This window comes from Hallerella succinigenes (assembly GCF_002797675.1).
GTDB classification, from domain to species: domain Bacteria; phylum Fibrobacterota; class Fibrobacteria; order Fibrobacterales; family Fibrobacteraceae; genus Hallerella; species Hallerella succinigenes.
The window spans coordinates 884,453-910,592 of record NZ_PGEX01000001.1; the positions used below are offsets into that span (position 1 = coordinate 884,453).

Consider the following 26,140-nt stretch of genomic DNA (forward strand, 5'->3'; position numbering starts at 1 on the left):
CTACGTGAGTGAGGCTTGGATGCCCGAGTTCAAGTCTAGAATGAGGTCGTCCACCTTTTCAATGCCCACCGAGAGGCGAATCAGACCGTCGGTAATGCCCACCTTCTCGCGAATTTCCTTGGGTATCGACGCATGCGTCATGGTAGCCGGATGGCACACGAGACTTTCAACGCCTCCCAAACTTTCTGCCAGCGAAATCAGTTTCAGGCCCTTGAAAAATTTCCGGACATCGTAATTTCCATTCAGTTCAAAGGAAATCATGGCACCGCCATTTTTCGCCTGCCGCTTGTTGATTTCGTAGCCCTGAGCCGTCGGGAGCCCCGGATAATAGACCTTCTTGACTGCCTCCGCAGTTTCCAGATAGCGCGCGATGCGAAGCGCATTTTCTGTATGACGATCCAGGCGAACGCCCAAGGTCTTGATTCCCTGAATCAACAGGAAGGAATCAAAGGGACCCAGGACCGCACCGACCGCATTCTGCGCAAAAGCCAAGCGGTCGGCAAGTTCCTTGTTGCTTGTCACCGCAAGGCCCGCCACAAGATTGCTGTGACCGCCCAGATACTTGGTAGCGCTATGCACCACGATATCGGCACCCAATTCCAGCGGTCGCTGCAAGTAGGGAGTCATGAATGTGTTGTCCACAATCGTCAAAAGGCCATGGTTTTTCGCAATCTGTGCAACCGCCGAAAGGTCCGTTACTGTCAAAAGCGGGTTCGCAGGGCTTTCCACAAAAAAGGCCTTCACATCCGGCGTAATCTTTGTTTCCAAGGTCTCCAGGTTCGTCGTATCTTCAATGGAATAGTGAATACCCAGATTCTTGAAGACCTTATCCAAGACGCGGAATGTTCCGCCATACACATTGCTCGAAATAATAAGGCGGTCACCCGCCTTAAAAAGAGAAAGCACTGTAGATGTGGCAGCCATGCCGCTTGCAAAGGCAAAACCCGCAACGCCCCCTTCAAGCTCTGCAATCAAGGCTTCCAAAGCGGCACGCGTCGGATTCCCGGTACGGGAATATTCCCAGCCCGTATTTTCGCCAAGCCCCGCCTGCCTGTAAGTAGACGTCTGGTAAATAGGAACGTTCACGGCTCCTGTCGCCTGATCGCCGTCAACGCCCCCGAGGATAAGCTTCGTCTCGATAAATTTTGAAATGAACATATCGAAAAGCCTCTCTTCTTTTCAACCTAGATAGCGGCAAAACCGTTTTCCAGGTCGGCGATAATATCTTCATAGTGCTCCGTACCGATAGAGACACGGATTGTCGCCGGAGTGATATTGGCAGCGGCCAATTCTTCTGGAGTCAGTTCCGCATGGGTCGTCGTGTACGGGTGAACCACCAGGCTCTTCACGTCGGCCACGTTGGCAAGCAAGCTAAAGATCTTCAGGTTGTCAATGAACTTAAAGGCTTCTTCCTGACCACCCTTGATGTCGAAGGTAAAGATGGAACCACCGCCATTGGGGAAATACTTCTGGTACAGTTCGTGGTCCGGATGGTTCGGCAGGCTCGGGTGATTCACGCGGGAAACCTTCGGGTGCTTGGTGAGATAATCCAGAACTTTTTTGGTATTTTCCACATGACGATCCAGGCGCAGCGAGAGGGTTTCAGTCCCCTGCAACAGGAGGAAGGCATTGAAAGGAGAAATGGCAGCCCCTTCGTCACGGAGGAGAATGGTGCGGATATAAACCACATAGGCAGCAGCGCCCGCGGCCTTGGTAAAAGAGAGACCGTAGCTCTTGTTCACTTCGGTCAGATGGGGGAACTTACCCGAAGCTTCCCAGTCGAACTTGCCACTGTCCACAATCACGCCGCCGAGAGTCGTACCGTGACCGCCGATAAACTTCGTCGCGGAATGCACCACGATATCGGCACCATGTTCGATGGGACGAATCAAATACGGCGTTCCAAAGGTATTGTCTATGACCAGCGGAATCTTGTTCTTGTGGGCGATTGCAGCAATCGCGTCGATATCCGGAATATCGGAATTCGGGTTACCGAGCGTTTCGATAAAGATGAGCTTTGTGTTTTCCTTGATAGCGCTTTCCACGTCCTTGAGGCTGTGGGTGTCCACGAAGGTCGTTTCAATACCGAAGTCGCGGAGCGTGTGCTGCAACAAGTTGAAGGTGCCACCGTAAACCGTACGCTGGGCCACCACGTGATCGCCCTTATGGGCAAGAGCGGTAATCGCATAGGTAATTGCGGCTGCACCACTTGCAAGCGCAAGGCCCGCCACACCGCCTTCCAGCGCGGCAATACGCTGTTCCAAAACTCCCTGGGTCGTATTGGTAATGCGCCCGTAGACGTTACCCGCATCCTTCAAAGCAAAACGGTCTGCAGCATGCTGAGCATTGTGGAAAACGTAGGAAGTGGTCTGATAAATAGGAACGGCACGGGAATCGGTCGTGGGATCTGCGGTTTCCTGGCCAACGTGAATCTGGAGGGTTTCAAAATGAAGTTTGTTCTGGGTCGTCATGATAAGAATTCCTTTTAGATTATAGCGGGCAACCGGTTTTTACTCAAAAACCTAGGTCACTCCATTTTTTTTGAAATGTCCTTTTAGCTCTTTTTTTTCTAGCGGGTGAGCCTTCAGGACAAAAGGCTCTGGCTAGTTGAATTTCAAAATGCCTTTCGGCATTCGACAATCACTATCACACATCATAGGCGCTCCTTCGAATGCTTAGGAAATCAAAAACATTTTCAATTACCTATCAATCTTGTAGGCTTTAAGATAGAATAAGATCGGGCAGAATGCAATAGATAGTTCTATACTATATTCTTTTAGCCAGCAATAGATTTTAACTATAATACTCAGGATTTGACGTTATCCAAATAATCCTTCAAGCATTCTACATAACGTTCGCCGACCATTCCCAAAAGCATATTCCGTTTGCAAACGTATCCGATTTCCATCACACAACGCGCTTCATCGCTTTTATCCTTGAAAGGAACCGCCCGAAAGTCGTCCCCATTCAATTCTTCGCAAATGATACCCGAGCAAAGCGTATAGCCGTTCAATCCAATCATCAAGTTCAACATCGTCGCTCGGTCGTTGGCTTTGATCGTCCGCTTATATTCATTGGTACTTAAAATTTCTTCCGCAAAGTAAAAAGATCCATCATCCCCCTGTTCAAAAGAAAGGCACGGAAAATCGTCCAACTGCTTTAGCGTAATAAACTTGTTATTTGCCAAGGGATGCTCCTTCCGCAAATAAACATAAGCCTTGCAATCTATCAACTTATGAAATTCGAGGTCTCGAGCCTCTAGTAAATTCGCAATGACTTTCCGATTGAAATCGCTCAGGTAAAGAATTCCAATATCGCTTTTGAACGAAGCGACGTCTTCAATGACTTCCTTTGTACGCGTTTCTCGAATAGCAAAATCATACTTTTCCGTATCGAACTGCTTTACCGTTTCCACAAAGCTTTTCACCGCAAAAGAATAGTGCTGCGTCGAAACGCCAAACTTCTTTTTGCGCTTGCCGATTTTGCCATACTTTTCAAGAACCGATTCATAATGTTCCATCAGTTCGCGGGAATATGCAATGAACTCCTCTCCTTCACTCGTCAGCGTAACACCGCGACTTGTTCGGTTAAAAATCAGAATATTCAGTTCATCTTCCAGATCCCGGATTGCCGCCGTCAAAGATGGCTGGGAAACATAGAGTTTTTCTGTCGCCTTGTTAAAAGATCCGGTTTCCGCAATTCCGACCGCATAACGTAACTGTTGAAGAGTCATAATTACCTACCATTTGCATAGGTAATTATAGAAAAAGGAATCCCAATCACAAGACTTGACCCCATCTAGACGCCAATTTTTTCCAAAAGTATTACATTTGTAATATGATTGTATCCACCAAAGGTCGCTACGCGTTGCGGGTCATGACAGATCTTGCCCAACAGCACAACGACGAATTCATTCCTCTCAAAGACATCGTCACGCGTCAAGGCATTTCCCAAAAATACGCAGAAGCCATTATGGCGCTGCTTTCCAAAGCAGGGCTGATCGAAGCGACCCGAGGAAAGACAGGTGGATATAGGCTGAACAGAGCTCCTAAAGATTACATGGTCGGTGAAATTTTACGTGCAACAGAAGGAACGCTCGCCCCTGTCGCCTGCCTTGAAGACGACGCCGTTCCTTGCGCGCACTCCAAAGTTTGCACGACGCTCCCCCTTTGGACCGAGCTGAATCAAATCGTCACCTCCTTTCTCGACAGCATTTCGTTAGAAGATCTAACGCATAAGCGTATCAAGTCGAAAGCCGCAACTTCGAAATAAAAAAGTGACCTTTTCCTGTCAGAAAAAGCCCCGCAATTGCTGCGAGGCTTTTTCTTATCTAGGAGGAAAACAAGCTCTTGATTTCAAGCTTAGAGAGAATGGAGATTGCTCACAAAATTGCGGCTGACCGGTATCACGGAATTATCCTTGTCATGCAGCTTGATTGTGAAATGTCCATTCGGCAAACGCTGATATTCCGCGATCGCATCGATTGCAATCAAATGAGCACGGTGAACACGGACAAACTGTCCCGGATCCAAACGCTTTTCCAAATCCACCAGAGGAGTTCCAATGATGAACTTTCCATTCGAAGCGTAAACCGTCGTGTACTTGTCTTCACTCTGGAAGCGGAAAACATTTTCAATCGGAATGACCACGGTACGGTCGCCGATCTTTGCCTGAATACGACGCAAGTACGGTTGCTTCATGTCCGGAGTGCGGTCGAGAAGACGCTGCACAGCCGATTCTGGGTCCATTTCACCCGAAAGGACCTTTCCCAAACGGCGAACCTTGTCCATGCAAATTTTTAAACGGTCTTCTTCGATCGGTTTCAGCAGGTAATCCACCGTATCTTCGGCAAAAGCTTTAATCGCATATTCATCGTAGGCCGTGGTGAAGACCACCAAGGGATCTTCTTCATCCACTTCTTTAAGCACATCAAAGCCGTTCATATCCGGCATCTGAATGTCGAGAAAAACCAAATCCGGGCTGCCCGCACGGATTTGCGCTATCGCTTCTTCGCCAGTACTCGCTTCCCCGACAATCGTCACGAGATCCGAGTAAGATTCCAGCAGTTTACGCATTCTCATGCGTGCCAAAGGCTCATCATCTACGATCAATGTTTTGAATTGCATAATCTGCAATATACAATCCGAATAAAAAAAAGATCCCGATTTTACTCGCCTTTAGACAAAAGCGGTAAAAATCGGGATAAATTGCAATCCGGTTAGACCAAACCGCCGATAAAGATGATCAAAATCAGAATCGGAAGGACAAAGCGGAAGTAATTCTTGAGCCAATACGGAATCTTAAAGCCTTGACCCTTATTCGCTTCCGCAATGTAATTATCAAAGCCCCAGCCCCACTTGGTTACGCAGAAGAGCAAATACACCAAGGAACCCAACGGAAGCAAGAAATTCGAAACGATAAAATCTTCCGACTCCAGAACGTCACGGTCACCGATCAGATGCACATCGCTCCAAACATTATAGCCCAAAGCGCACGGGAGCGAAGTAATCAACACAATGACGAAGCAAACCACAGTCGCCTTGCGACGCGTCCACTTGAAGTCATCGAGGAATCCAGACATCAAATTTTCGAACACCGCAAGCACGGTCGACATACTCGCAAAAATCATGAAGAGGAAGAACGCGGCACCCCAGAAACGTCCGCCCGTCATGTTCATAAACACGCGCGGAAGCGTGAGGAAGATAAGGCTCGGACCCGCATCCGGTTGCACACCGAAAGCAAAGCACGCCGGGAAAATGATCAAGCCCGAAGCAAGAGCGACCATCGTATCCAAAATGCAAATGCGAATCGCTTCACCGCCGAGCGTGTACTTATCCGAAGTATAGGAACCAAAGATTTCCATTGCCGCAACGCCCAAAGAAAGAGTGAAGAACGCTTGATTCATCGCAGCGGTAATCACCTTTACAACGCCCTGGCTCTGCACGTTTTCAAGGCTCGGCACGAGGTAGAAAGAAAGTCCTTCTCCTGCCCCTGGAAGCAGCACACTGTGAACGCCGAGCGCAACGATCAAAATCAAGAGGCCGAGCATCATCCACTTGGTCGTGACTTCAAGGCCCTTTTGCACGCCGAAGCTGTTCACCAAAAAGCCGAGAACGGACGTAAGCACCATACAGCCCACAACCTGCAGCGGATCCGCAAGCATAGAAGAGAAAACATTTGAAACTTCCGAAGCCGGAATGTTCGAAAATGTTCCGCTCGCGAATTTCCAGAAGTAGTTCAGCATCCATCCAGCGACTGTTGTATAATACATCATCAACAACAAGCAGCCGAGGAAACAGACATAGCCGTGCAAATGCCACTTGGAGCCTTTCGGTTCCAAAGCGCGGTAGCCCGAAACCGCCGAACGCTTGGAAGCACGACCGACGGCTAGTTCCATCGTGAGCACCGGAGCGCCCATCAAAATCAAAAAGAGAATGTAGAACAGAACAAAGAGGCCGCCACCATTTTGACCTGCGAGGAAGGGGAACTTCCATACGTTACCAATGCCGATTGCACAGCCCGCGGAAACGAGCAAAAATCCTGCTCGGGATTTAAAACCTTCTCTTGCCATGAATCCTCACTTTAAGATTTGTAAAAATTGATCGTGCAAAATTCCATTGCTGAAGAGAGCCTGTTCGCCGTCTTCAAAGCGAAGCGGTTTTCCGTCGAAGCGCGTCGCTTTGCCGCCCGCTTCTTCCACCAGAAGTGCGATAGCTGCAATATCCCACGGATAACTCATCGTCATCACAAAACCATCAAGCGATCCTTGCGCCGTGAACGCTCCTTCGATGACAGCACTGCCGTAGCATTTGACGCGCGTGCAATGTTCTGCTTCGCTTTTGAAATTTTTCAAATTCTGCGCATTGATTTTTTCCCAATCGCCAACGTTAAAGTCTCCGTTCGAAACGATTGCCTTGGTGAGGTCATCGACCATGCTCACATGGACATGTTCCCCGTTTGCAAACGTGCCGCTTCCTTTACACGCAGTGAACATTTTTCCGAGGCCCGGAAGATTCACCACAGCGATAATCGGCTTTGCGCCTGCTTCTGTATTCTCGACAAGAGCAATCGAAATCCCCCACAAAGGGATTCCACGGCTAAAGTTCACCGTACCGTCCACAGGATCGATAATCCATTCATAGCGGGAGCCTTCTTTCACATGTCCCGCTTCTTCTGTTCGAATGGAATGCTCCGGAAATTCATTTTGAATATGACCGATGATAATCCGTTCGCTTTCAAAGTCGGCAGCGGTCACAACATCCTTCGGATTTTTGAATTTGATACTGCCAAGATGTTTTTGCATGGCGAGTGCCGAAGCGCCTGCTTCGTTTGCCCAGGATTGGGCTCTTTGTAAAATGTCATCTACTTGCATAATTTAAATTTAGGTATAAAATTTCTAAATTATGCTTTATGAAAAAGTTTATCTCCCTTTTGAGTTTATTTGCCGTTTCGACCCTTTTTGCCGCGCCGGAATGGGGCAGTGATTTCGCTTCGATGAGTGCCTTCCAGAAAATCTACGGGCGCACCTCTTATGTCAAACCGATCGCCACTTACATGGGAACCGTTTTAAATGGAAGCTGGGTCACCGGAGCTTCTATCGACAAAAGCCTTGTTTTTGAAGCGGGCATGCCGTTCAACATTGCGTTTGTAAGCGATGATGACCGTTCTTATAAATTCAACGGGGTTGAAATTCCGACGATTTTCGGCGACAAGTTTGAAGGGGAAATCGGCGGTAGCAAGGAACTTCACAATCTTTCCGTTTTCACATTGCCCTATTTGCAAATGGGGCTGAGCGCGTTTTACACACGAATCGCTTTACGCGCTATGTATTTCCCAAGCATTAGCCAGCTCAAAGGGTATCATCTTTTTGGATTTGGTTTGCAGCATAGCTTTGGGCACTTCTTCGTCGACAAGCTTCCGGCCCCGCTCAAGGGTTTGGACGTGAGCCTTTTCTTCGGATATAACTCCGCCTATGTTGGTTATACGCCCGAAGACTGGGAAGGACAATTGGACCTGAATTTTGGTTCGACCCACACGGCATTCATTATCGGTTACAAGCCGATTCCATTTGTTGAAGTCATGCTCTCGCTCGGCTACCAGACCGTTTCGATGAAAGCCAGCGGCAATATGATCGAATATGACGGCAATCACGCTACAGGCAACACCGTAAAACCCGACGTCAATATGGACGGCAACGGCGGATTCCGTTTAGACTTCGAAGTCGCCTTCTCGTTTGGCGCCTTCCACCCGACAATCGGCATCAACGCCGGTGCAAATACTTCTTTGAACGCGAATGTTCTTTACTTCAAACAGACCTTGTTTGAACTGGAAAGCACTCCGTCTAAGGATGACCCGGTCGATCACGTTGTCCACGAATCCGAAGAAAGCTCGAAGTAATTTCGAGGGGCAAGCCTTGCTCGATTCCATTCAAAAGAGGCTTGAAGAGCTCCCATCGCGGCCCGGCGTTTACTTGATGAAGGACGCCGCGGGAAAAATCATTTATGTGGGAAAGGCAAAAGTCCTCGCTCACCGCGTCCGTAGTTATTTTGACGGAAGGCCAAAGGCCGGACATCGGGCGGCGATGCTCATGCTCCCTTACATTCGTGACATCGAATGGATTGTAACCGATACCGAACAGGAAGCTTTTATTCTAGAAGCGAACCTGATTCGAAAGCACAAGCCCCACTATAATGTCCGCTTAAAAGACGACAAGCATTATCCGTACATCGCGATTGATTTCAAGGATCCGTTCCCCCGGCTTTTTCTTTCGCGGCATGCGAGCCATCGCTATCGTTGCTACGGCCCATTTCCTAGTTCCAAAGCGTTTCGCTCCCTGGTGGATATTTCCGCAAGGCTTTTCCAGATGCGGGAATGCAAGCTTGTTTTTCCACTCCCCAAGCCTCAGCGTCCTTGCTTGAATTTTCACATTGGACGTTGCATGGCGCCGTGTGCAAACCTTTGCACGCAAGAAGAATATGCAAAAAGCGTTACTGAAATGGTGCAGATCTTGGAAGGGAAGCGCGACGATCTGCTAACTCAATGGACGCGCGAAATGCAAGAAGCGAGCGCCAATTTGGACTTTGAAAGTGCCGCGAAAAAGCGCGATGCCATCGAAGCATTGCAGGCGACGAGCACGAATCAAAAGGCTGACACGACGGATACGACTTTAAAGCTCGATGTGGTCGCTGTGCGCCGCAACGGAAACCTCGCCACCGCCGTCATCTTCGAATACCGCAAAGGCGTTATTTCGGGCCGTAGACATTATCAGCTCGAATGTGACCAGGAACAGGACGAATCCGAAATTCTTTGTGAAACGCTTCTCAAATGGTACGAAGGCGAAGAACTGATTCCGAACGAAATCGCCATCAGCAACCCGATTCCCGAAGAAGATCGTTTGCAAATCGAAGAAGATCTCGCCGAACTGACAACGCACAAGGTAAGCCTGAGCGTACCGCAGCGTGGCGAACGCGTGCAATTCATGAAACTCGCCTTGGCAAATGCGGAAATGCTCCTTGTAGAAGCGCAGTCCGAAGTCAAGCACTTTGACGAAGTCGATCAGAGCGTTTACGATTTACAACGGGAATTGGGGCTTGCCAAGACGCCATTCCGCATTGAATGCGTGGATATTTCGCACTTGGCAGGAACGCATACCGTGGCGAGCCTTGTCGCCTTTAAGAATGGCCGCCCCGATAAAAAGAACTATCGCAAGTTCATCATCAAAAGCGTTTCCGGCATCGATGACTTTGCGAGCATGCGCGAAGTCATGACGCGTCGCCTGCGACGCCTAGAAGCCGAAGGCGTTCCGATGCCGGATCTCTGGGTCTGTGACGGTGGTAAGGGACAGGTCGATGCGACGATGCAGATTCTGAGGGAGCTCGGCCACGATAGAGATTTACCGCTCATCGGCCTTGCGAAACGTTTGGAAGAAATCGTCTTCCCCGACGACAGAAAGTCCATTGTGCTGCACCGTACGAGCGCCGCGTTGAAACTTTTGCAAAACGCCCGTGATGAAGCCCACCGCTTTGCGATTACGTATCAGCGGAGCAAGCGCAAAGAAGATTTGCGCGTCGCCTGGCTTGACCTTCCTGGAATCGGCGACGAAACCCGCATCAAGATCCTTTCCAAATACCGCAGCCGTGAAGATTTTTTAAAGGCCCCGGTCGGAGACATTCAAGATCTCTTCGGAAAAAAGCGCGGTCTGACGATCCGTGAAAAAGTGGAAAAGTACGATTCCAAAGCGGAGATGTTTTGATTCGTAAAATCATCCACATCGACATGGACTGCTTTTTTGCAGCGGTCGAAATGCGAAGCGATCCCTCGCTCCGTGACGTTCCGATGGCGGTCGGCGGCACGGTCGAAGAACGCGGTGTACTTTCCACGTGCAACTATCCCGCGCGTAAGTTCGGATTGCATTCGGCGATGTCCACCTTCAAAGCGTTCAAGCTTTGTCCGGAACTCAAACTGGTGCATCCGCATTTTGAAATATACAAGGCGGAGTCCGACGAGATCTTCAAAATCTTTCACCGCTACACGAACCGCATCGAAGGACTCAGCCTCGATGAAGCTTTTTTAGACGTCACCGGCAGCGACACGCAAAACGGTTCCGCATCGCTCATCGCACAAGAAATCCGAGAGACCATCTTCAAGGAACGTGACGGCATCACGGCAAGCGCAGGCATTGCACCGAACAAGTTCCTTGCCAAAGTCGCAAGCGATTGGAACAAGCCCAACGGTCAGTTCACCATTACGCCGAACGAAGTCGAAGCCTTCACACGGGAACTTCCTCTGAATAAAATTCCGGGCGTCGGGAAAGCGAGCAGCCAAAAACTCGCCTCGCTTGGACTTCACCTTTGCAAAGACGTTCTTCCGCTCCCCAAAGAAGCTCTCTTTAGACACTTCGGAAGCTTCGGCGAAACGCTCTATGAACTCGTCCGCGGCATCGACAATCGTCCCGTCGTCACGAACCGCGTCCGCAAATCCATTTCAACGGAAAACACTTTTCCCAAAGACATTCAAGGCGTGGAAGATTGCGAACAGGAACTCCGCACGATTTACTTTGAGTTTTTAAGGCGCGCCCACCGCTATGTGGAAAAGCAAAATCAAAAAAACTTCCCTGCGTTCCACTGCTTTGTCAAAATCAAATACGCGAATTTCAAGTCCACGACAATCGAACGTTGCTTTAAGGACGTCTCCTGGAAAAGATTTTCCGAGCTTTTCCGCGAACGTTACGATTCGAGCCAAAAGGTGCGCCTCCTCGGAGCGGGCATTCGCCTAGATGAGCCGGAGACGGGAGAATCTCAAGTCGATTTATTCGGGTGAACTTTGTGCAGGTATCCATGATGCGTGATTCATTTACTCCGAGGAACAGGTCCATTCTGAATCCATTGTCCATGGCTAATGGTTGATTGTACATTGTATATTGTTAATTATCTTATAGAAAGGGGTAAAAATGTTCCGTCTAGTTGTTTTTCTTTTTTGTTTGAGCTTTTGGGTTTCCTGCGCTTCACAGCCTCAGGTTCAGCCTCAAAAATTGGATGTAGAAGCGGAGCTGCGAAAGGATTCGCAAGAGTTTTCTGCACGGAATCCAGAATCGATCCAGCCGGTCATTAAATCCAAGTCGATATCCAAGCCTTCTGTCATGGTCCTTCCTGCGGGAACCAAGAACCTGACCGAAAGCATGAACCTTTTGAATAACGATTCCTATGCGAATGCGGCATCGAACGCCATCAACGGTTATCTGACCGAAAAACAGTTCAACGTAAAAGCCTTGGAAGGTTCTACGCAGATCAACGACGTGGTGACTTTGCAAAATGAAATCGCCGGGCAGGAAGAAGATCTTTCCTACATTGCGAGTCTTTCCTTTGGCGCAGACGTTTACATCAAATTTTCCGTTGATATCCGCCATAGTCAAATTCTTGCAAACTTGAGCGCCTACGAATCGACTTCGGGACGTATGCTCGGCACACAGACTTCGACCGTCAATGACAACGGCACACGCAAAGAAGAACTGATCGCAAGTGCCATGCACAAAGCCTTGCCGGGCCTTCTGCGCAAAGTCCAAGCCTATTGGGATGCAGATTCCCAATTCGGAACTCCGTACAAGCTAATTCTCTATTTCAACGGGGACTTCAGCAATTTGGACGTTGCCCATTCCCGCGTTTCGACTCTTCTCAAACAGCAGTTTGTGAAAATTCAAACCAATGCGATGACCGACAAAACTTCGGAATATACGATTTACGTGAATTCGCAGGACTGCGGCGATTCCTATGAAGTATACAACGCTCTGCGTGCGGCTCTCGGTTCAAGCTTTGAAGTAAAAAAGCGGAGCCTTGTCCAAAGACTTTTAATTGTGGAATTGTACTGATGATTCGCGCTCTCGGCATTTTTCTGCTTTGCGCCTTCGCCTTTGGCGAAGCGCGTATGGTGACGTACACGGCTACATCGACCGTTTCGCAAAAAGATGCCGATGAACAGGCGATGGCAGGGCTTGCTACGCAGATTCGCGCCCATGTTTCAGCAGCGCATTCGACGCAAAAATCCGAAGTCAAAAATTCGAAATCATCCAAGCTCAACGGCCAATATTCCGAATCGATCCACGTTCAAACCGAGCTTTCCTTGGACGGAATCGAACTGGAGCATCAACAGCTCGCCAAAGAAAAATGGCAAACGACCGCCTCGTTCAATACCGACAAAGCGGCATCCCTACTTCGCAAAAAAATGCGCGAAGCGAATGCCAAGGCACACACACTCGATTCTCTCATCCATGCGGCGCTGGCCCGTCACCAGTATGACATCGCTATCGACGCCTTTGGCGAAATGGCTCCGTTACAGCTTTTGCATCAAAGAGCGGTCGCAGACCTCGCCATCTTTGAGCCGTTAACCAAAGCAGACGATTTCAGCATGGATCTTTTTGCATTACAGGCTCAAATTTCTGAAGCCCTGGCGCACCTGAAAATTTCTCCCGTCGATTCTGTTCCAAGCCACGTTCAAAACAATACGCTCGGGCCTTTCACCTTCCGCGTTCAAGGCGAAGGCGGAACTCTTAACAGCATGACCGTTTTAGCGGAACAAGGGAAAAAGATCATAGCCGAAGCCAAAACGGATTCCAACGGTCTCGCCCATTTTATCCTGCGAAACATCAACACATTCCAAGGTTCTCACGAAGTCATTTTTCGCATTCGACTGCCCCACTTTGGCAAACGCAAGTCTCAAACGGAATACAAAGTCACCTACACATCTGACGAGCCAAGCTGTTCTTACTCTTTAGACTGCATGGGTGATGGCGCAGCCTGCATCGCCATAGAAAACTTCCTTTCTCGTGTCGGCTTTGAAGAAAGCAAGAAGGGCAAAAAGCTCCTCGTCAAAATCAAGACACTGGACACACAGGTTTTTGACGGTGGACCCAAGAAAATTTACACGGTACAGCTTTCGGTATCTATCCGCGGCGAAGGAATCCATTTCGATCAGCAGCTAAAAGGCTCCGGATCTTCCGAACACTCTGCCAAATCGAACGCGATTTATAAAATTTCATCTCAAAAGATTCCACAAGCCCTAAAACCGCTTTGCAAATGATGAAATTCAAAATCGTTCTATTCTGCTTCTTGGCATTCGCCCTTCCGCTATTCGCCTTTTCCCAAGCAGAATCCTCCATCGATGACCGCGCCAAATTCCTTTCGGAGCAGGAACGTTCTTCGTTTACCGCCTACGTCGATGAGCTTTACGAAAAAACGCATTTTTCCCTGTACCTGTACACGGCAAGTTCCGAAGTTCGCGATCCAAAGCCGATAGCGGATTCCCTTTTGAATGCAGGTCTTGAAAACGATTCCCTGCGCGCCGTGATCTTTGTCGACGGGACTTCGCATTACCGCTATCTTTCGATTTCTCCTGCAGCGCAGAAGTTTATTTCGAATGCTGTGGCGGAACGTCTCGCGCAAAAATATCTGCTGCCGGAATTTCGCAAGGACCGTTACGGTCAAGGTATTATCGTTTTTGGAGCAGAACTTGCAAAAAACGTCGCCCGTTTGCACGACGTCCGTTTGCAATCCAGCTTACCGCGCCCGACAAAAGATGGACTCCCAGGCATCGCCTGGTTCTTGATTCTTGCGGTCGTCGTGACGGTCATCATCGCCTTTACGTATTTTGCCCGTCAAAGTCGTCGTGCAGCACGTCGGGAACAGATTCGGGAATTCGGCGGATTCCCTCACCCAAAATTTGACTCTGGATTCGGAGGTTAACATGAAAAAGATTTTGACCCTGCAAGACCTGACCCAATCCTCTTGGGGAGAACGTTTTCACGACACCTTCGGAGCCAATCTCCAAGCTGCATTTTTGCACGGCAACTGCCTATACGAAGGATTTGACGCCATTCACGAATCTTGGCAGGTAAGCCTCATTTTGAAGAGCGACAAGCCGAGCGAACTACAGAATTCGCACAAGCTCGCCCGCGAAATGGCAAAAGACAACCTCAAGTTCGGCTACTTCTTTACCGAAGAATTTTTGCAGACGAAACAAAACGATTACCCGCTTGAATTTTTGCACATTTCCCAAAAGAACGCTCCGCTTTTCGGAAACGCTCCGCTCGCTGGATTCACCCCGAACGCAGACGCTCTTCGCGCCGAATGCAAGCATGAACTGGTCAATCGCAAGCTGCACCTGCTCCGCGAATTTTCTCGCATCCAGGCGGGAATTACCCCGATGGACTTCTTCATTGAATTCCACGAAGAGCTGCTTCCGATTTTGCACGGCATCGCTTATTTACAAAGTTCAGTCTATCCGCAGAATCGCGTCGAAATCTACCAAAAGTTCCCCGCTTTTGAAGTGCAGGAACCGCCGCTCGATTACAAGCAGAACGTGGAACGCGCCGACCAGTTCTTCGCCGCGCTCGATCAGCTGATTCAAAGCCTTTAATGTTGCAGTTGAAGCATCGCTTTTGCGATGTAACGCGGCAAGTCCGAAGCGAGAACCCCATAGTCGGAAAGTTTCTTTGCGGCGAGTTCCCCGGCGATGCCATGGATTTTTGCACCGAAGACAGCGGCGTCAAACGGCTCTACCTTTTGCGCCAAAAGCCCTGCGATAATGCCCGTGAGGCAGTCGCCCGAGCCAGCCTTCGCCAGTGCCGAGCAACCCGTGTCATTGATGCGGAATTCATTCCCATTTGCGACGACCGTGCGATGTCCCTTTAAGAGCACAACCGTGCCGAACCTTTTCGAAGCATCCCGTGCCGCGTCAATGCGGTTCTTTTGAATTTCTTCGACACTGACATTCAGCAGTCTAGAAAGTTCTTTGGGATGAGGCGTCATCACGCAGCGTTCCGAAAGTTTCGGTTTGTCATCAAACGTGGCAAATATATTCAAGCCGTCCGCATCCAAAACCAGCGAAGCCTTTTGTTTCATCAAGCCGTCTAACAACGCATGGACAACAAACGGCAAATCATGCGGGTCATCTTCGATTGCCGAAATTCCACAGCCCAAGGAACAAACCGTTCCCGGCTTAAACCGATTTAGAATCACTTGGACCGCATCTTTAGCCATCGTAGAGCCGCACTGCGGAAGCGGCAAATAGACCGCATCCGGGAGTTGGGATGCCACCGATTCGATCACCGGTGGAATTGCCGCTAACGTCACATAGCCTGCACCCACACGAAGCGCAGAAACCGAGGAAAGATAGGCCGCTCCCCGGTAATTCAAAGAACCAGCCATGTTCAATACATTGCCAAATGTGAACTTATTCGAATCACTCGGGCGAAAAGGCAGTTGCATGTTACTTTTCCAGCATTGCGCGGAATCTTTCGAGATCCGCAGGCGTTGTGATTTTATCGTTCAAGGTGTCGCCCGGAACGATGTAAACCGGAACTCCGAAATGTTCCAGAATCGAAGCTTCATCGGTCGGCAAAAAGGCCAGCGGTTCCGCTTCGATTTTCGCATACAGTTCACGGAAGAGCTCGACAGACGCTGCCTGCGGCGTCTGGGCAAGGTAAATCTTTTCTCGCGGAATCGTGCATTCCACTTTACCGTCTTTGACGACTTTGACCGTATCGACAGAAGGACGTGCAACAAGGCAAGCGCCTTTCTTTTCGAGCGTTTCCATTACCTGCAAAATCAATTCCTGCGAAAGCAATGGACGCGCCACATCATGCACGAGAGCAAATTTCACATTCGAAGACAGCGCCGCAATGCCGTTCTGCACCGACTGCCAACGTTCCTTTCCGCCGACCACAATTTGAATCTTATCGGCGAACGGAGAAACTTTTAAGTCTTCTTCAAAATGCGATTTCCAATCTGCCGGAACAGCCAGGACCACTTCTGCAATCTGGGGCATTTGGGCAAAAGTTTCAAGCGAATAACGGTAAACAGGCTTGCCTCCCAAATCGATCAATTGCTTGGGAAGGCTTGAACCCATGCGTTTTCCGAGCCCTCCCGCCGGAAGAACCGCGGCAAATTTTGCTGAAGTCATATTCACCCTATTGCACATCCTGGACGCAACGGACGGAATAGCCCGCCGTCTTAAAGTTGTAATAGCGATAGCTTTCGGGAGAATCGTAGCTGATGCTGCGGTAGAAAGCCGTTGTTTCATCCCGTTCCGAAGCCGTCCAATAATAAGCGTGGAAACCGCGGTACATGTAAGAGCCTTCGTAAACGATGCCCGCTGGAATCGCGTGGAAGTTTTTTGCATCCGTTCCGTTGCCGGAAGTTTCTTCATCGTTTTCCCAGCCTTCACGGGACTTGAGCTGCGCACCGTCGTTTTCACCGAGAGCCGCCTTCATCGAATCCCAATCGGCATCGGTCGGGAGTCTCCAACCTTTGGGGCAAATCTTTTTCGCGGTTTCAAAGTCGTAAAGGCGACCATACTTGCGGCAGTTCGAGCTCTTCTTTTCGTAGCAAGAAGATCCCGTAAGAGTCCAGATGTTCAAATTCTGATTCGTCCAACGGAGCTTGCCGATAACGAGCGTTCCAATGCCGTCAAGGCAAGACTTAAAGTTTGCAGAAATAAAGACCGAGTCTGCGGGCATGGTAAAGCTTGCCGAATCCGCAGAAAGCATTTTCAAAGCCTTAGCGTATTTAGAAGGAGAAACGCTCATGCCGTTAAAGCAAAGGTTTTCATCAGCCGCTTTCCAGCCGAGCAAAACTTTTTGACCTGCCTTGTATTCCCCAGCGCCCGAAGCATCCTGAGTCTTCAACGGAAACACGGATCGTTTCGAAGAAGAACTTTCGAAAGAGGAACTGCTGGATTCCGGAAGGCTCAACCGCAAAGAAGAGCTGGACGCTTCCGAACTTGAACTTTCTACCGATGAACTCGACACGGGTATTTTCTTTGGAGAAATTTCCTTGGATTCCCGAGAAGAACAGGCGAATAAAAACAAAACAATCAAAATCAGCCATATATTTCGCATTCCTCTAACTCCTTTATATCAGAAAAATAATAATTTCAAACTATGGCTACGCAGCGTGTCGGTTTCATCCTAGGTTCAGGTCGCATGGGACGGCTTCATCAGAAGCGGCTAGAAGCCTTCGGAGTCAAAACCAACATGTTTGACGGTGCTGAAGCCTGCCGCGCTTTTTTGCGAAATCATCAAAAATACACCACTGAACCGGATACTTCTTACTTTGTTGTGATTGCGACGCCTGCGTCTAGTCATTATGAATATGTGAAATCAGCGCTCCTGTTCGGATTTTCGGTTTTTGCGGAAAAGCCCCTGGCGACTTCCCTTGCCGATGCCGAAGAGCTCATTCAGCTCGCCAAAGAACAGCAAAAGCTTTTATTCGTCGGGCACAGCGAATGTTACAGCAACGCCTTTCAAAAGACATTGCCCTTCCTTGCCGATATGGCTAAGCACGACGAGCTCGAATCCTTAAGCTTTGTGCGGTACAATCTGACGTCGGATCGGGGACGTGACGTTTCCATGGTCTGGGATATAGGCATCCACGATTATGCGCTTTTTTACGAGTTAAAGAAGAGCATTCCGCAAACGAACTGGAGAAAGGTCCGCGTGACTTTTGACGAAAATCGCGATGCGGGATATTCCATGCGGATGATCTACGCGAACTTCCGCGGTCCAGAAGGCAAAAAGCCTTTTTGGCGCCTGGACTTGAATCCGACGCACTACGCGACGCTCAAAACGCACAAGAATTCCATTCATATTCCGACAGACAAGTCTACCGATGCGATTTCAAACGAGCAGCGCGAATTTTTGCACCTGCTCAATCTGCCCTTAGCGGACCGCCAAAGGAAAATGTTGCAAAATTTGGAAATGGCGAGATTCGCCGTCCAGACCGCCGAACTTTATTCGACAAGCCCGAACAGTCCAAAGTAAAACGACAAGAACTTGTCACCGAAACGGTAAACAATCGGGGCAGCCACGGCGAGGAACGGCCCAAATGGGATTTCCTTGCTCTCTTCCTTTTTAATCATGCGGTAAGGCACCATAATCAAAATGCCGAGGAAAGACGCAAGCACAAGGGAGGCAAACGCATGACCGACGCCCATTAAAGCGCCAAAGCCCGCGACAAGCTTGACATCGCCAAGGCCCATTGCGTCCCGTTTCAGGATCTTACTTGCCAAATAGCCAATCAAATAAAGTCCACCACCCGCAAAAAGAGCTCCGAGCAGACTTTCTAACGGCGTAATTCCTCCTGGGAAGAACGAAAGCGCAAGGCCTACCCCAATTCCGCCAATGCTGATTGAATCCGGGATCAGTTTGAATTCAAAATCAACCGCTGCAACCGGATAAATGCCGAGCAACAGCCAAAAAAGGGCAAAGGAATCCGCCCAATGCGTCACGGGTCCCGTCCAAGAGGACGGAAAGTTCGCCAAAAACAACGCAAACACGCCTAAAAGTCCGCAAAGCGCTTCGCCTATCGGGTAACGGATACTGATCGGTTTGTGGCAGCAAGCGCTCTTTCCGCGCAAAAGAAGCCAGCCGACGACCGGGAGGTTATACCAAATCGGAATACGCTTTTTGCAATGCGGGCAAAAAGACGGAGGATTCACGAGGGAAATCCCGCGAGGCATGCGGTAGACAATGACATTGTAGAAGCTTCCCACACATGCGCCGAGCATGGCGAAAAGAATAGCGACATACCAAAGAGGAATTTCTTGCATACATTAAAGATAGTTTTGAAATTATAGATTTTGAATCTACTTTTAGAATATAAATAGACCCTACGGTATTGTATGAAAAAATATTTCTTATGCGTCGCCCTATTGTTTATGCTTTTGGCAAACTGTTCCCGCGAAGACGACATTCGAGTCAACGGGACTTTGCGCAACAACCATTCGGTGCTTTTCGCATTCACCGAGCGTCCTGATAGCTTGGACGCCTTTGTGGATTCCATTGCGGCTCTGGATTCCGTGCTCACCTATGACACCTTGACGGTTACCGTACACGATTCGATCTACTTGGTGGGATTCCTCAAGTACAATGCGAAGAAGGTCGTTCGCTACGCTTGGAAGATGGGCGATGTAGATTCCCTGTTTAACGGAAAGAACGAAGAGCTTTTCGTTTACAGCTACGATTCCGCTGCGGTCTATTCGCCACTCTTTATTGCAGTGGACGGTGCAAACGCACGCGATACGGCGGGGCGCGGTCAGTACATTCGCGTGATCGATACGCCACCGAAAATTTCTGTGGAAGCGGATACGCTTTGGACCCGTGGAGAACAAGATGCCCAGGTTTCGTTCTTCGCTTCGGATTCCTTTGGAAGAATCGACAGCGCCTTCATGATTTCGCTTTCCTCCAAGAAAAAGCCTATCGACACTCTCACGGCAAAATCCGGTGAAATCGATAGCCTTTACACCGCTACCGTCAAATACAAAGCGGTCAAGGAACATTTGAATTCCAACAATGAAATCCTTTATGTTTACGGGGCAGTCGATGAAGACGGCAACGTTTCGAAAGATACAGCGGTCTTGCACTTTAACAAGATTCCGACGATCGCCCTTTTGCAGCCGGATTCCGCCAGCCGTCAGAACATTTACGTTTCCCGTTTTGCCTTCTACTATTCCGGAACCGACGAAGATAACCCGGTGGATTTGCGTTACATGATCCGCGTCGGCAAAAGCCCGGACAATGCAGGAACCGCTCCGGTTCTCACCGATGCAAACCTCGTGGCGACGAACATCCTTGAAAAGAGCTGGGAAGCAATTACCGATTCCGTTTGGAACATGGACGAATCCCTGCGCGGTCGTCTTTACTGGCAGGTTTCTGTTACCGATGGATACGATACGGTTACTTCCCCGACGTGGAACTTCTTCTTTGGCGACTTGAGCGCCACCACGGGAACGATTCACGGCTATGCCAAGTTTGAAGGTCGCAAGGCGCACAACGGCATTCAGGTCGTGATGGAAAACATGGAGAACAAGAACTACACCTTTACCCATACAAGTGAAAAGGGTTACTTCAGCGCTGCCGTCAATCCGGGCATATACCGAGTTTACGCACGTGATACGACGGGCTTTGGATACAAGTACATGATTCTCGACAGCCAGTATGTGGAAATGGGAGACGAAAGACTGGTAGCCACGATGCTTCTCGAAGACTCGATTGCTCCAAAGATCCGCATCGACAAATACGATTCGGTTGTGACGAGCCGCAGCGTGACCTTTGCCGGTTCGCTTTCGGATTCCGGCTCGCAGATCGCAAGCGCAAAGGCTTGGCTCGACGGTTCTGAAATCAGCCTTTCCGTTCTCAAAGTCAACGAATGGGATATGGTCTTTAAGGACTTGACCGATGGCCGTCACCAGTTCAAGTTTGTCATCCTCGATAGTGCAAAGAACGTTTCCGATACAGCCAAGTTCGACTTCCGCGTCAAAGCGTCTTCGCTGAACCTGACCGTCAACGGCAAGGCTACTTCGATGGTCGCGACAGACGGTTCTTTGGAATTCATTGCAAAAGCAGGCAATGTTCGCCCGATTCCGGATTCCATCCATTGGAGTACCTCTATCGGCGACAAGAGCTTCTCGATCAAGCCTTCGAAAGTGGGCAGCGATAGCTCCGCAAAAATGACTCTGACCGCAAGCGAACTCTCCGCAAACGGTGCCGAACCAGGTGTTCTTTACACGATGACCGCCTCTGCCGCAGACGGAGCCGTTACCGACAAAGTCCGTTTTGGCATTCTGAGCGATGATGCGGTCATTTACTTCTTGACTCCAGGCGCCGATACATCGGTTACGATGAACGATCCGCTAAGCTTTAGCGTGGAACACTTCCTCAGCGCTACGGCTACATCGGAAACCATTACCTGGACCTGTCCAACGACTCTCTCCGACAGTTACGAATGCCCAGCCACCAATGCGGAAACCGGCACCCTCGCTTGGAAAACGACCGGAACCAAGACGATTTACGTTACCTTGGAAGATTCCGACGGCAAGATCGCCAAGGACTCCATTTCGATTAACATCATTTCCGACGCTCCGACTGTATCGATTAAAACAATCGTCGACACGGTCCGTCAAAAGATCAACGCGTCGCTTTCTTACAACGTAACTGCTTCCGATAAATATGGAACCGTGAACGCTGTGGAATGGGGATGCGGTACAGACGCTTCAAAGATTACCTTCGATTCTGCGGCAAGTATTTCCGCCGCCAAGAGCGTCCATACAAGCTTTGACGTGACGCTTCCGAGTTCGGAGACAAACGCTTACAAATGCATCGTCCGTGCTACGGATGACGACGGCGAATACGGCTACGATACGCTGTACTTTAGAGCGGTCAAGGATGCGCCTGCCATTACGCTGTTCACGACTTCGGCAGAAGTGAAGATCAACGCAAAGGTACGTTTGGCAGGTTCTGCAGTCGATACCCTCGGTACGATCCAAGCTTACGACATGTACTGCGGTCAGAGCCTAAAGAGCCCGAATTGGACATCCATTTCGAAGGCGGACACGACGATTACCATGCCGAGTAGTGCATGCACGTGGTACTGTATGATGCGCGTGACCGACGATGACAACTTGACTGCAACGGATACTGCGGTTTATACAGTTCTTCTTGACCTTCCGACAGTTACCGCGAGTGAAGACACAATGACGGTCAGCATCAAGGATACTCTCGGTCTTGACGCGATTGCAAACGACAAGCTCGGTCAAATTGTACTGTACCAGTGGAGCTGCGGCAACAAGGGCGTGGCAGGCAACAGCTGGGTCACTTCGACTTCGACACCGCGTTACTCCGCTATTATGCCGACAGTCGCGACGAACGATTACCTCTGCATCATCCGCGTGACCGATGACGACGGCAATACAGTCCAAGACACGACGAAGATTACAGTTCTTTTGGACGCCCCAACAATTAAAGTTGCCACCGAATCGATTACGACCCGTGTCAGTTACCCGATCGAAATCAACGCAACCGCAATCGACAAAATGGGCTACATCGCAAAGCGCGAATGGAGCTGCGGCGGGCCTTCGGAAATCAGCAGCAATTGGAAAACCGTTTCCTCTTACGACACCACATGGACAGGACCTTCGACTCCTTATGCAACCTATTACTGCGTCGCCCGCGCCACAGACGATGACGGCAATCAGGTTCAGGATACAACAACAATTACCTTCACCACGGATATCCCGGTGATCACCGTGGATCAGGACCTCGTTTATATTCTCGCCGGAACAAATACCGATTTGACCGCCCGCGTGAACAGTGCATGGCAAGGCATCAAACGTTACACCTGGACCTGCGGCACCAAGGGTTCTTCTGCCCTTTCCGACACGGTTTCCAAGAATCACGTTTGGTGGGGCAAATCGGATGACTTCTACTTCTGGGACGACAACGATGACAACGGGGTCAAGGACAGCGTCATCGCCAAGCTTTCCAAGGCAAACACCGAATTCCTCTGCATCGTCTGGGCGCAGGAATCCGGTTCGAACTTTGTCGCGACCGACACGACGACCATCCGCACCATGACAACCCTCCCTAAGGGCGTCATCAGCATGCCGGATACGGTTTACCTCTGGAGCACCGATTCTTCCGTTCTTTCGAACAAATCCATTTACTGGTACACGCCAGAAGCTAACGGCAGCTCTTCAACGCTCGGCACCTTGGGCGATGAAGACGCACAGCAATTCTGGTGGAACTTCTCGAACGTGAGCGATAAATACTGGTACCAGGGAAATCAGGACGGAACCTTGGATACGAACATCGCCGAATTCAACGCGGCGTTCATCCGCCAGTCCGCTGAAGGCTCCCTCACCGTCAAGCTGAGCTACTTCGATTCTTCCAAGACGGACATGGACCAGAACTTTGTCGACCGCCATGAAGCGGAAATCGTTTCCAAGAACGTGTACTTTAAAAAGGCCTGGCACAATATTTCTGGCGGTACAAGCGATACGATCCTTGAAACCTCGACGGACGCAAACGGTCCTGCAATCGCTTACTGCAACGACCGTCTGAACATCGCCTATGTACAGCAAAACGGTAAACTCGCCACCAAGTACCGCAACGGTTCCAAGTGGACGTCTTTCGGAAGTCCGAGCATTTCCGGCATTTCGAACCAGACGCTTTACATGGAATGCGACGGCAACGATAACCTGTACCTCTCTTACATCAGCACAACAGATGGCAAAGGCCATGTTTACAAATCGACCGGTTCTTCGGGCACTTGGACAGAACTCGGCAGCGGACTCGGTACCGATTTGACAGTCCTGAAGCTCAAAATCAATCCGAAGACGAACAATCCTTCCGTTGTCTGGATTGGAACGGTTAACTCTACAACACAACTCGCCCGCGTGCAGGATTACTCCGGTTCCGCTTGGGGCAATGCCTTTAGCCCAATTTACAACACCTACCAGCAGAACCGCGAAATCGATATGGCGTTCGACAACAGCGGAAACCGCCTCGTGATTGCAAGTGAATACAGTTCCTCGAACTACAAGATCCATTACTACTACATCCCGAGCGGCGCTACAGCGACGACGAACAATAACAACAACCTCATCAACATCAATGGCGAATCCATCCAGGTGTTCTATGCGAACGGTTACTTCTACGTCGGATTCCGGAGCCGCGACGACGACGGCCTGCCTCGCCTCGCCCGCGCCAAGGCAAGCAGTTCCCTCGCCACGACCTACGAAGGATTCACCACGACCGGTGCGGAATTCGAAGCGTTCGGTCACCGCAGCTACAACGTATTCTTTACCGTTGACGGCAACAACAATCCAATTCTCGCAATCGACGACGCCTACTACGCCAGGAACTCTCATGTACACGTGTACCGTTTCGCAGACGGAGCCTGGAGCGAACTCGGCGAAAACGAATTGCCGTACTTCAAGAACGTTTACGCAGCACAGCATGGTTACTATGTCCGCGGATTCCGTCCGCAGCTCGCCGTATCGCCAAGCGGTCAAATCTATATTTCAATGCGTTCGCAGGAAGCCGCTTCGAGCGCAGGTTCGACTCTTCCGGCAACAAAGAACGGTCCGATCGTGATGGAATACCTGGGAGACAACTGGTAATGAAAATCGAGATTGCAGCTATCTGTGATGCGGCCACCGACCAAAGCGGAAAGCTCAACATGCTCGGCGTGTTTGACTATATCGAAGCGGAACTTCCGATTGTGATTCCGCACTGCTCCATCGTTTTCCGCATCCGCTACACGCGTTCCGAAGCGACTTCGCACGATTTGAAAGTAACGATTCAAAACCAGTTCGATGATTCGAAACTCATTCCGCCGATCCTCACCTCGGTGAACTTTTTACCCGTTCCCAAAAACATGGATTCTTCGGCAGTCAACTTGATTTTGAACATCAACCGAATGCATGTGACGAAAGACGGAAAGTACCTGATGCGCCTTCGCATTGACGAGGTACTGCTCGAAACGGCCCTTCCGATTTACATCACCGATTTGACGCCCAAAGAACCGAACCCTCTCGCGAGCTAAATCTTTTCAAATTTCGATTTCAACAAAAAAGACCTGCTGAAAACAGCAGGTCTTTTTTGAACCTTTTGAGTTAAACGAGCGGCGCCACGGCGATCGTCGCAGCAAACGGATTCTCAAGCGGCAGCTGGATATCCGCCAGAATCGCCCCATTGACCTCATCGGTCAAAACGTTCGTCGAAAGAACGCCTCCCAGGAACGATCCGCCAACACATTTGAACACAGCTTCCTTACGACACCAGATGCGGTAAAACTGTCTTAAAGACTCATCCGGAGCAAGGTTACTGCGAAACAAAAGGTCCGTTTCCTCCTTGGCAAAGAACCGCTCTGCAATCCGCAGGGCACGCGGGCGAAGCTTTTCGATATCTACGCCCACCTTTGCCGTGAATGAATACGCCAAGACGCAGATATCCTTACTGTGCGTCCAGTTTGCATCGAAACCGCAAGCCGGGAATTCAGGGCGACCATCCGGAGTACGTCTCATATCGACTCGCGAAAGTTCCATCCCGGAAGCTGTCGATAGAATGGAGAGAATCGTATCTAAATGGTTCTTTACCGGTAACACACACCAATGTACCGTTCCGTATGCGGTATTCAATTCATATTGCGTAATCATCACTTTCTAATATAATTTCACCTTTCAAAAATGGATTTGCTATTTTGGAAATATGCAGTTCCGCTTCCCTACATTATTTTTTGGAATATTCCTACTTGTCACAGCCTGTAGCGACATCAACAGCGGCTGGACAGTCGATGGCGGCGGCTACATGAAGCTAACGATCAACGGCGACGAAGATCTTGACCTAGCAATTGACCCGGACGATGGCGATGTCATACTGCGTTCGAACAAGCACTACGTCACCTTCCTTGGCAAGAACCGCGCCGGAGATGCCCTGCAAATCATGGTCAATAAGCCCGAACTCGGAGATAACGCTCCTGTTACGTCATCCGGGTACACATATCTTGTCCTCGGCAACAGTTACCCCGCCCACATCATCGACATCGATTCTAGCTACATCAAATTCGACCAGAAGGATTCCATCCTTTGGAGTGCCGATGTGCACCTGATCTTTAACCACTGCTACGGCGACGAATGCGACAACGACCGCGTCATCATCACCGGCAGAATGCGCTACTGGGTCGATCCCGACGACCGCTAAACCAGCGTTTTTCTAATTCCTTGCATTACTGGCTTGGAATGCAGAGCCTAGCGTGGCCACGGGAGTGGATGCAAGGTAGGCGAACCGTCCGTGCCACGGAAAAACCTCCAC

Annotated in this window: 23 protein-coding genes; 12 read left to right on the forward strand and 11 right to left on the reverse strand. The window is 49.8% G+C overall.

The genetic code is table 11. The features are described from left to right. From BGX16_RS03925 to BGX16_RS03935, 3 genes are all read right to left on the reverse strand, one after another. The gene (locus BGX16_RS03925; protein WP_100424880.1) at positions 1–1,158 is read right to left on the reverse strand and encodes a trans-sulfuration enzyme family protein; all 1,158 of its coding nucleotides are present in this window, start codon (positions 1,156–1,158) and stop codon (positions 1–3) included. A 26-nt stretch (positions 1,159–1,184) separates the two neighbouring features. Next, positions 1,185–2,471 (reverse strand): O-acetylhomoserine aminocarboxypropyltransferase/cysteine synthase family protein, encoded by a 1,287-nt coding sequence (locus BGX16_RS03930; protein ID WP_100424881.1) that lies wholly within the window; start codon positions 2,469–2,471, stop codon positions 1,185–1,187. A 335-nt stretch (positions 2,472–2,806) separates the two neighbouring features. Beyond that, on the reverse strand, positions 2,807–3,733 hold the full coding sequence (locus tag BGX16_RS03935) for a LysR family transcriptional regulator (RefSeq protein ID WP_100424882.1): 927 nt from the start codon (positions 3,731–3,733) through the stop codon (positions 2,807–2,809). Between the two features lie 104 nt (positions 3,734–3,837). Between BGX16_RS03935 and BGX16_RS03940 the strand changes: the two genes are divergently transcribed. After that, the gene (locus BGX16_RS03940; protein WP_100424883.1) at positions 3,838–4,272 is read left to right on the forward strand and encodes an RrF2 family transcriptional regulator; all 435 of its coding nucleotides are present in this window, start codon (positions 3,838–3,840) and stop codon (positions 4,270–4,272) included. An 89-nt stretch (positions 4,273–4,361) separates the two neighbouring features. On the opposite strand, the gene BGX16_RS03945 is transcribed toward BGX16_RS03940, so the two are convergent. From BGX16_RS03945 to BGX16_RS03955, 3 genes are all read right to left on the reverse strand, one after another. After that, a complete protein-coding gene (locus BGX16_RS03945; protein WP_100426740.1) occupies positions 4,362–5,126 on the reverse strand; it encodes a LytR/AlgR family response regulator transcription factor in 765 nt (254 codons plus the stop codon). 92 nt (positions 5,127–5,218) lie between these two features. Beyond that, positions 5,219–6,571: a sodium-dependent transporter gene (locus BGX16_RS03950; RefSeq protein ID WP_100424884.1), complete on the reverse strand. Its 1,353-nt coding sequence runs from the start codon at positions 6,569–6,571 to the stop codon at positions 5,219–5,221. A gap of 6 nt (positions 6,572–6,577) precedes the next feature. Then, on the reverse strand, positions 6,578–7,372 hold the full coding sequence (locus BGX16_RS03955) for an inositol monophosphatase family protein (protein WP_106520082.1): 795 nt from the start codon (positions 7,370–7,372) through the stop codon (positions 6,578–6,580). Between the two features lie 38 nt (positions 7,373–7,410). On the opposite strand from BGX16_RS03955, the gene BGX16_RS03960 reads away from it, so the two are divergent. The 7 genes from BGX16_RS03960 to BGX16_RS03990 all read left to right on the forward strand — a co-directional run bounded on the left by BGX16_RS03960 (position 7,411) and on the right by BGX16_RS03990 (position 14,907). Continuing rightward, entirely contained in the window at positions 7,411–8,397 is a 987-nt protein-coding gene (locus tag BGX16_RS03960; RefSeq protein ID WP_100424886.1) for a DUF6588 family protein, read from the forward strand. 16 nt (positions 8,398–8,413) lie between these two features. Then, the gene (gene uvrC, locus BGX16_RS03965; RefSeq protein ID WP_241899440.1) at positions 8,414–10,252 is read left to right on the forward strand and encodes an excinuclease ABC subunit UvrC; all 1,839 of its coding nucleotides are present in this window, start codon (positions 8,414–8,416) and stop codon (positions 10,250–10,252) included. Next, entirely contained in the window at positions 10,249–11,319 is a 1,071-nt protein-coding gene (gene dinB / locus BGX16_RS03970) for a DNA polymerase IV (protein WP_198514856.1), read from the forward strand. The genes uvrC and dinB overlap by 4 nt, the downstream gene beginning before the upstream one ends. 211 nt (positions 11,320–11,530) lie before the next feature. After that, a complete protein-coding gene (locus BGX16_RS03975) occupies positions 11,531–12,364 on the forward strand; it encodes a DUF6175 family protein (RefSeq protein ID WP_157797855.1) in 834 nt (277 codons plus the stop codon). Beyond that, positions 12,364–13,572, forward strand: coding sequence for a hypothetical protein (locus BGX16_RS03980; protein ID WP_100424889.1), 1,209 nt, complete (start codon positions 12,364–12,366; stop codon positions 13,570–13,572). The genes BGX16_RS03975 and BGX16_RS03980 overlap by 1 nt, the downstream gene beginning before the upstream one ends. Then, entirely contained in the window at positions 13,569–14,234 is a 666-nt protein-coding gene (locus tag BGX16_RS03985; protein ID WP_100424890.1) for a TPM domain-containing protein, read from the forward strand. Before BGX16_RS03980 ends, BGX16_RS03985 begins: the two co-directional genes overlap by 4 nt. 1 nt (position 14,235) lies before the next feature. Further along, a complete protein-coding gene (locus BGX16_RS03990; RefSeq protein ID WP_100424891.1) occupies positions 14,236–14,907 on the forward strand; it encodes a hypothetical protein in 672 nt (223 codons plus the stop codon). On the opposite strand, the gene BGX16_RS03995 is transcribed toward BGX16_RS03990, so the two are convergent. Genes BGX16_RS03995 through BGX16_RS04005 form a run of 3 tightly spaced genes read right to left on the reverse strand, consistent with a single transcriptional unit; the run spans position 14,904 to position 17,389 of the window. Continuing rightward, positions 14,904–15,758, reverse strand: coding sequence for an NAD(P)H-hydrate dehydratase (locus tag BGX16_RS03995; protein WP_100424892.1), 855 nt, complete (start codon positions 15,756–15,758; stop codon positions 14,904–14,906). The genes BGX16_RS03990 and BGX16_RS03995 overlap by 4 nt on opposite strands. Before the next feature lies 1 nt (position 15,759). Further along, complete coding sequence (gene ispD, locus BGX16_RS04000) at positions 15,760–16,452, reverse strand: 2-C-methyl-D-erythritol 4-phosphate cytidylyltransferase (protein WP_100426742.1); 693 nt, start codon at positions 16,450–16,452, stop codon at positions 15,760–15,762. A 7-nt stretch (positions 16,453–16,459) separates the two neighbouring features. Further along, complete coding sequence (locus BGX16_RS04005) at positions 16,460–17,389, reverse strand: FISUMP domain-containing protein (protein WP_100424893.1); 930 nt, start codon at positions 17,387–17,389, stop codon at positions 16,460–16,462. A 42-nt stretch (positions 17,390–17,431) separates the two neighbouring features. Here BGX16_RS04005 and BGX16_RS04010 point away from each other — a divergent pair, with 42 nt between their 5' ends. Beyond that, entirely contained in the window at positions 17,432–18,310 is an 879-nt protein-coding gene (locus BGX16_RS04010) for a Gfo/Idh/MocA family protein (protein WP_100424894.1), read from the forward strand. Here the strand turns inward: BGX16_RS04010 and BGX16_RS04015 are convergent. Beyond that, positions 18,280–19,098 (reverse strand): prepilin peptidase, encoded by an 819-nt coding sequence (locus tag BGX16_RS04015; RefSeq protein WP_100424895.1) that lies wholly within the window; start codon positions 19,096–19,098, stop codon positions 18,280–18,282. The genes BGX16_RS04010 and BGX16_RS04015 overlap by 31 nt on opposite strands. Positions 19,099–19,170: 72 nt before the next feature. Here BGX16_RS04015 and BGX16_RS04020 point away from each other — a divergent pair, with 72 nt between their 5' ends. Both BGX16_RS04020 and BGX16_RS04025 read left to right on the forward strand, forming a co-directional pair. Beyond that, complete coding sequence (locus BGX16_RS04020) at positions 19,171–24,447, forward strand: hypothetical protein (protein ID WP_157797856.1); 5,277 nt, start codon at positions 19,171–19,173, stop codon at positions 24,445–24,447. Beyond that, positions 24,447–24,872: a DUF6941 family protein gene (locus BGX16_RS04025; RefSeq protein WP_100424897.1), complete on the forward strand. Its 426-nt coding sequence runs from the start codon at positions 24,447–24,449 to the stop codon at positions 24,870–24,872. The genes BGX16_RS04020 and BGX16_RS04025 overlap by 1 nt, the downstream gene beginning before the upstream one ends. Before the next feature lie 70 nt (positions 24,873–24,942). Here BGX16_RS04025 and BGX16_RS04030 read toward each other — a convergent pair whose 3' ends face one another. Then, on the reverse strand, positions 24,943–25,485 hold the full coding sequence (locus tag BGX16_RS04030) for a 4'-phosphopantetheinyl transferase family protein (RefSeq protein ID WP_100424898.1): 543 nt from the start codon (positions 25,483–25,485) through the stop codon (positions 24,943–24,945). Between the two features lie 52 nt (positions 25,486–25,537). Between BGX16_RS04030 and BGX16_RS04035 the strand changes: the two genes are divergently transcribed. Beyond that, positions 25,538–26,029 (forward strand): hypothetical protein, encoded by a 492-nt coding sequence (locus BGX16_RS04035; protein ID WP_100424899.1) that lies wholly within the window; start codon positions 25,538–25,540, stop codon positions 26,027–26,029. The last annotated feature ends 111 nt before the right edge of the window (positions 26,030–26,140 follow it).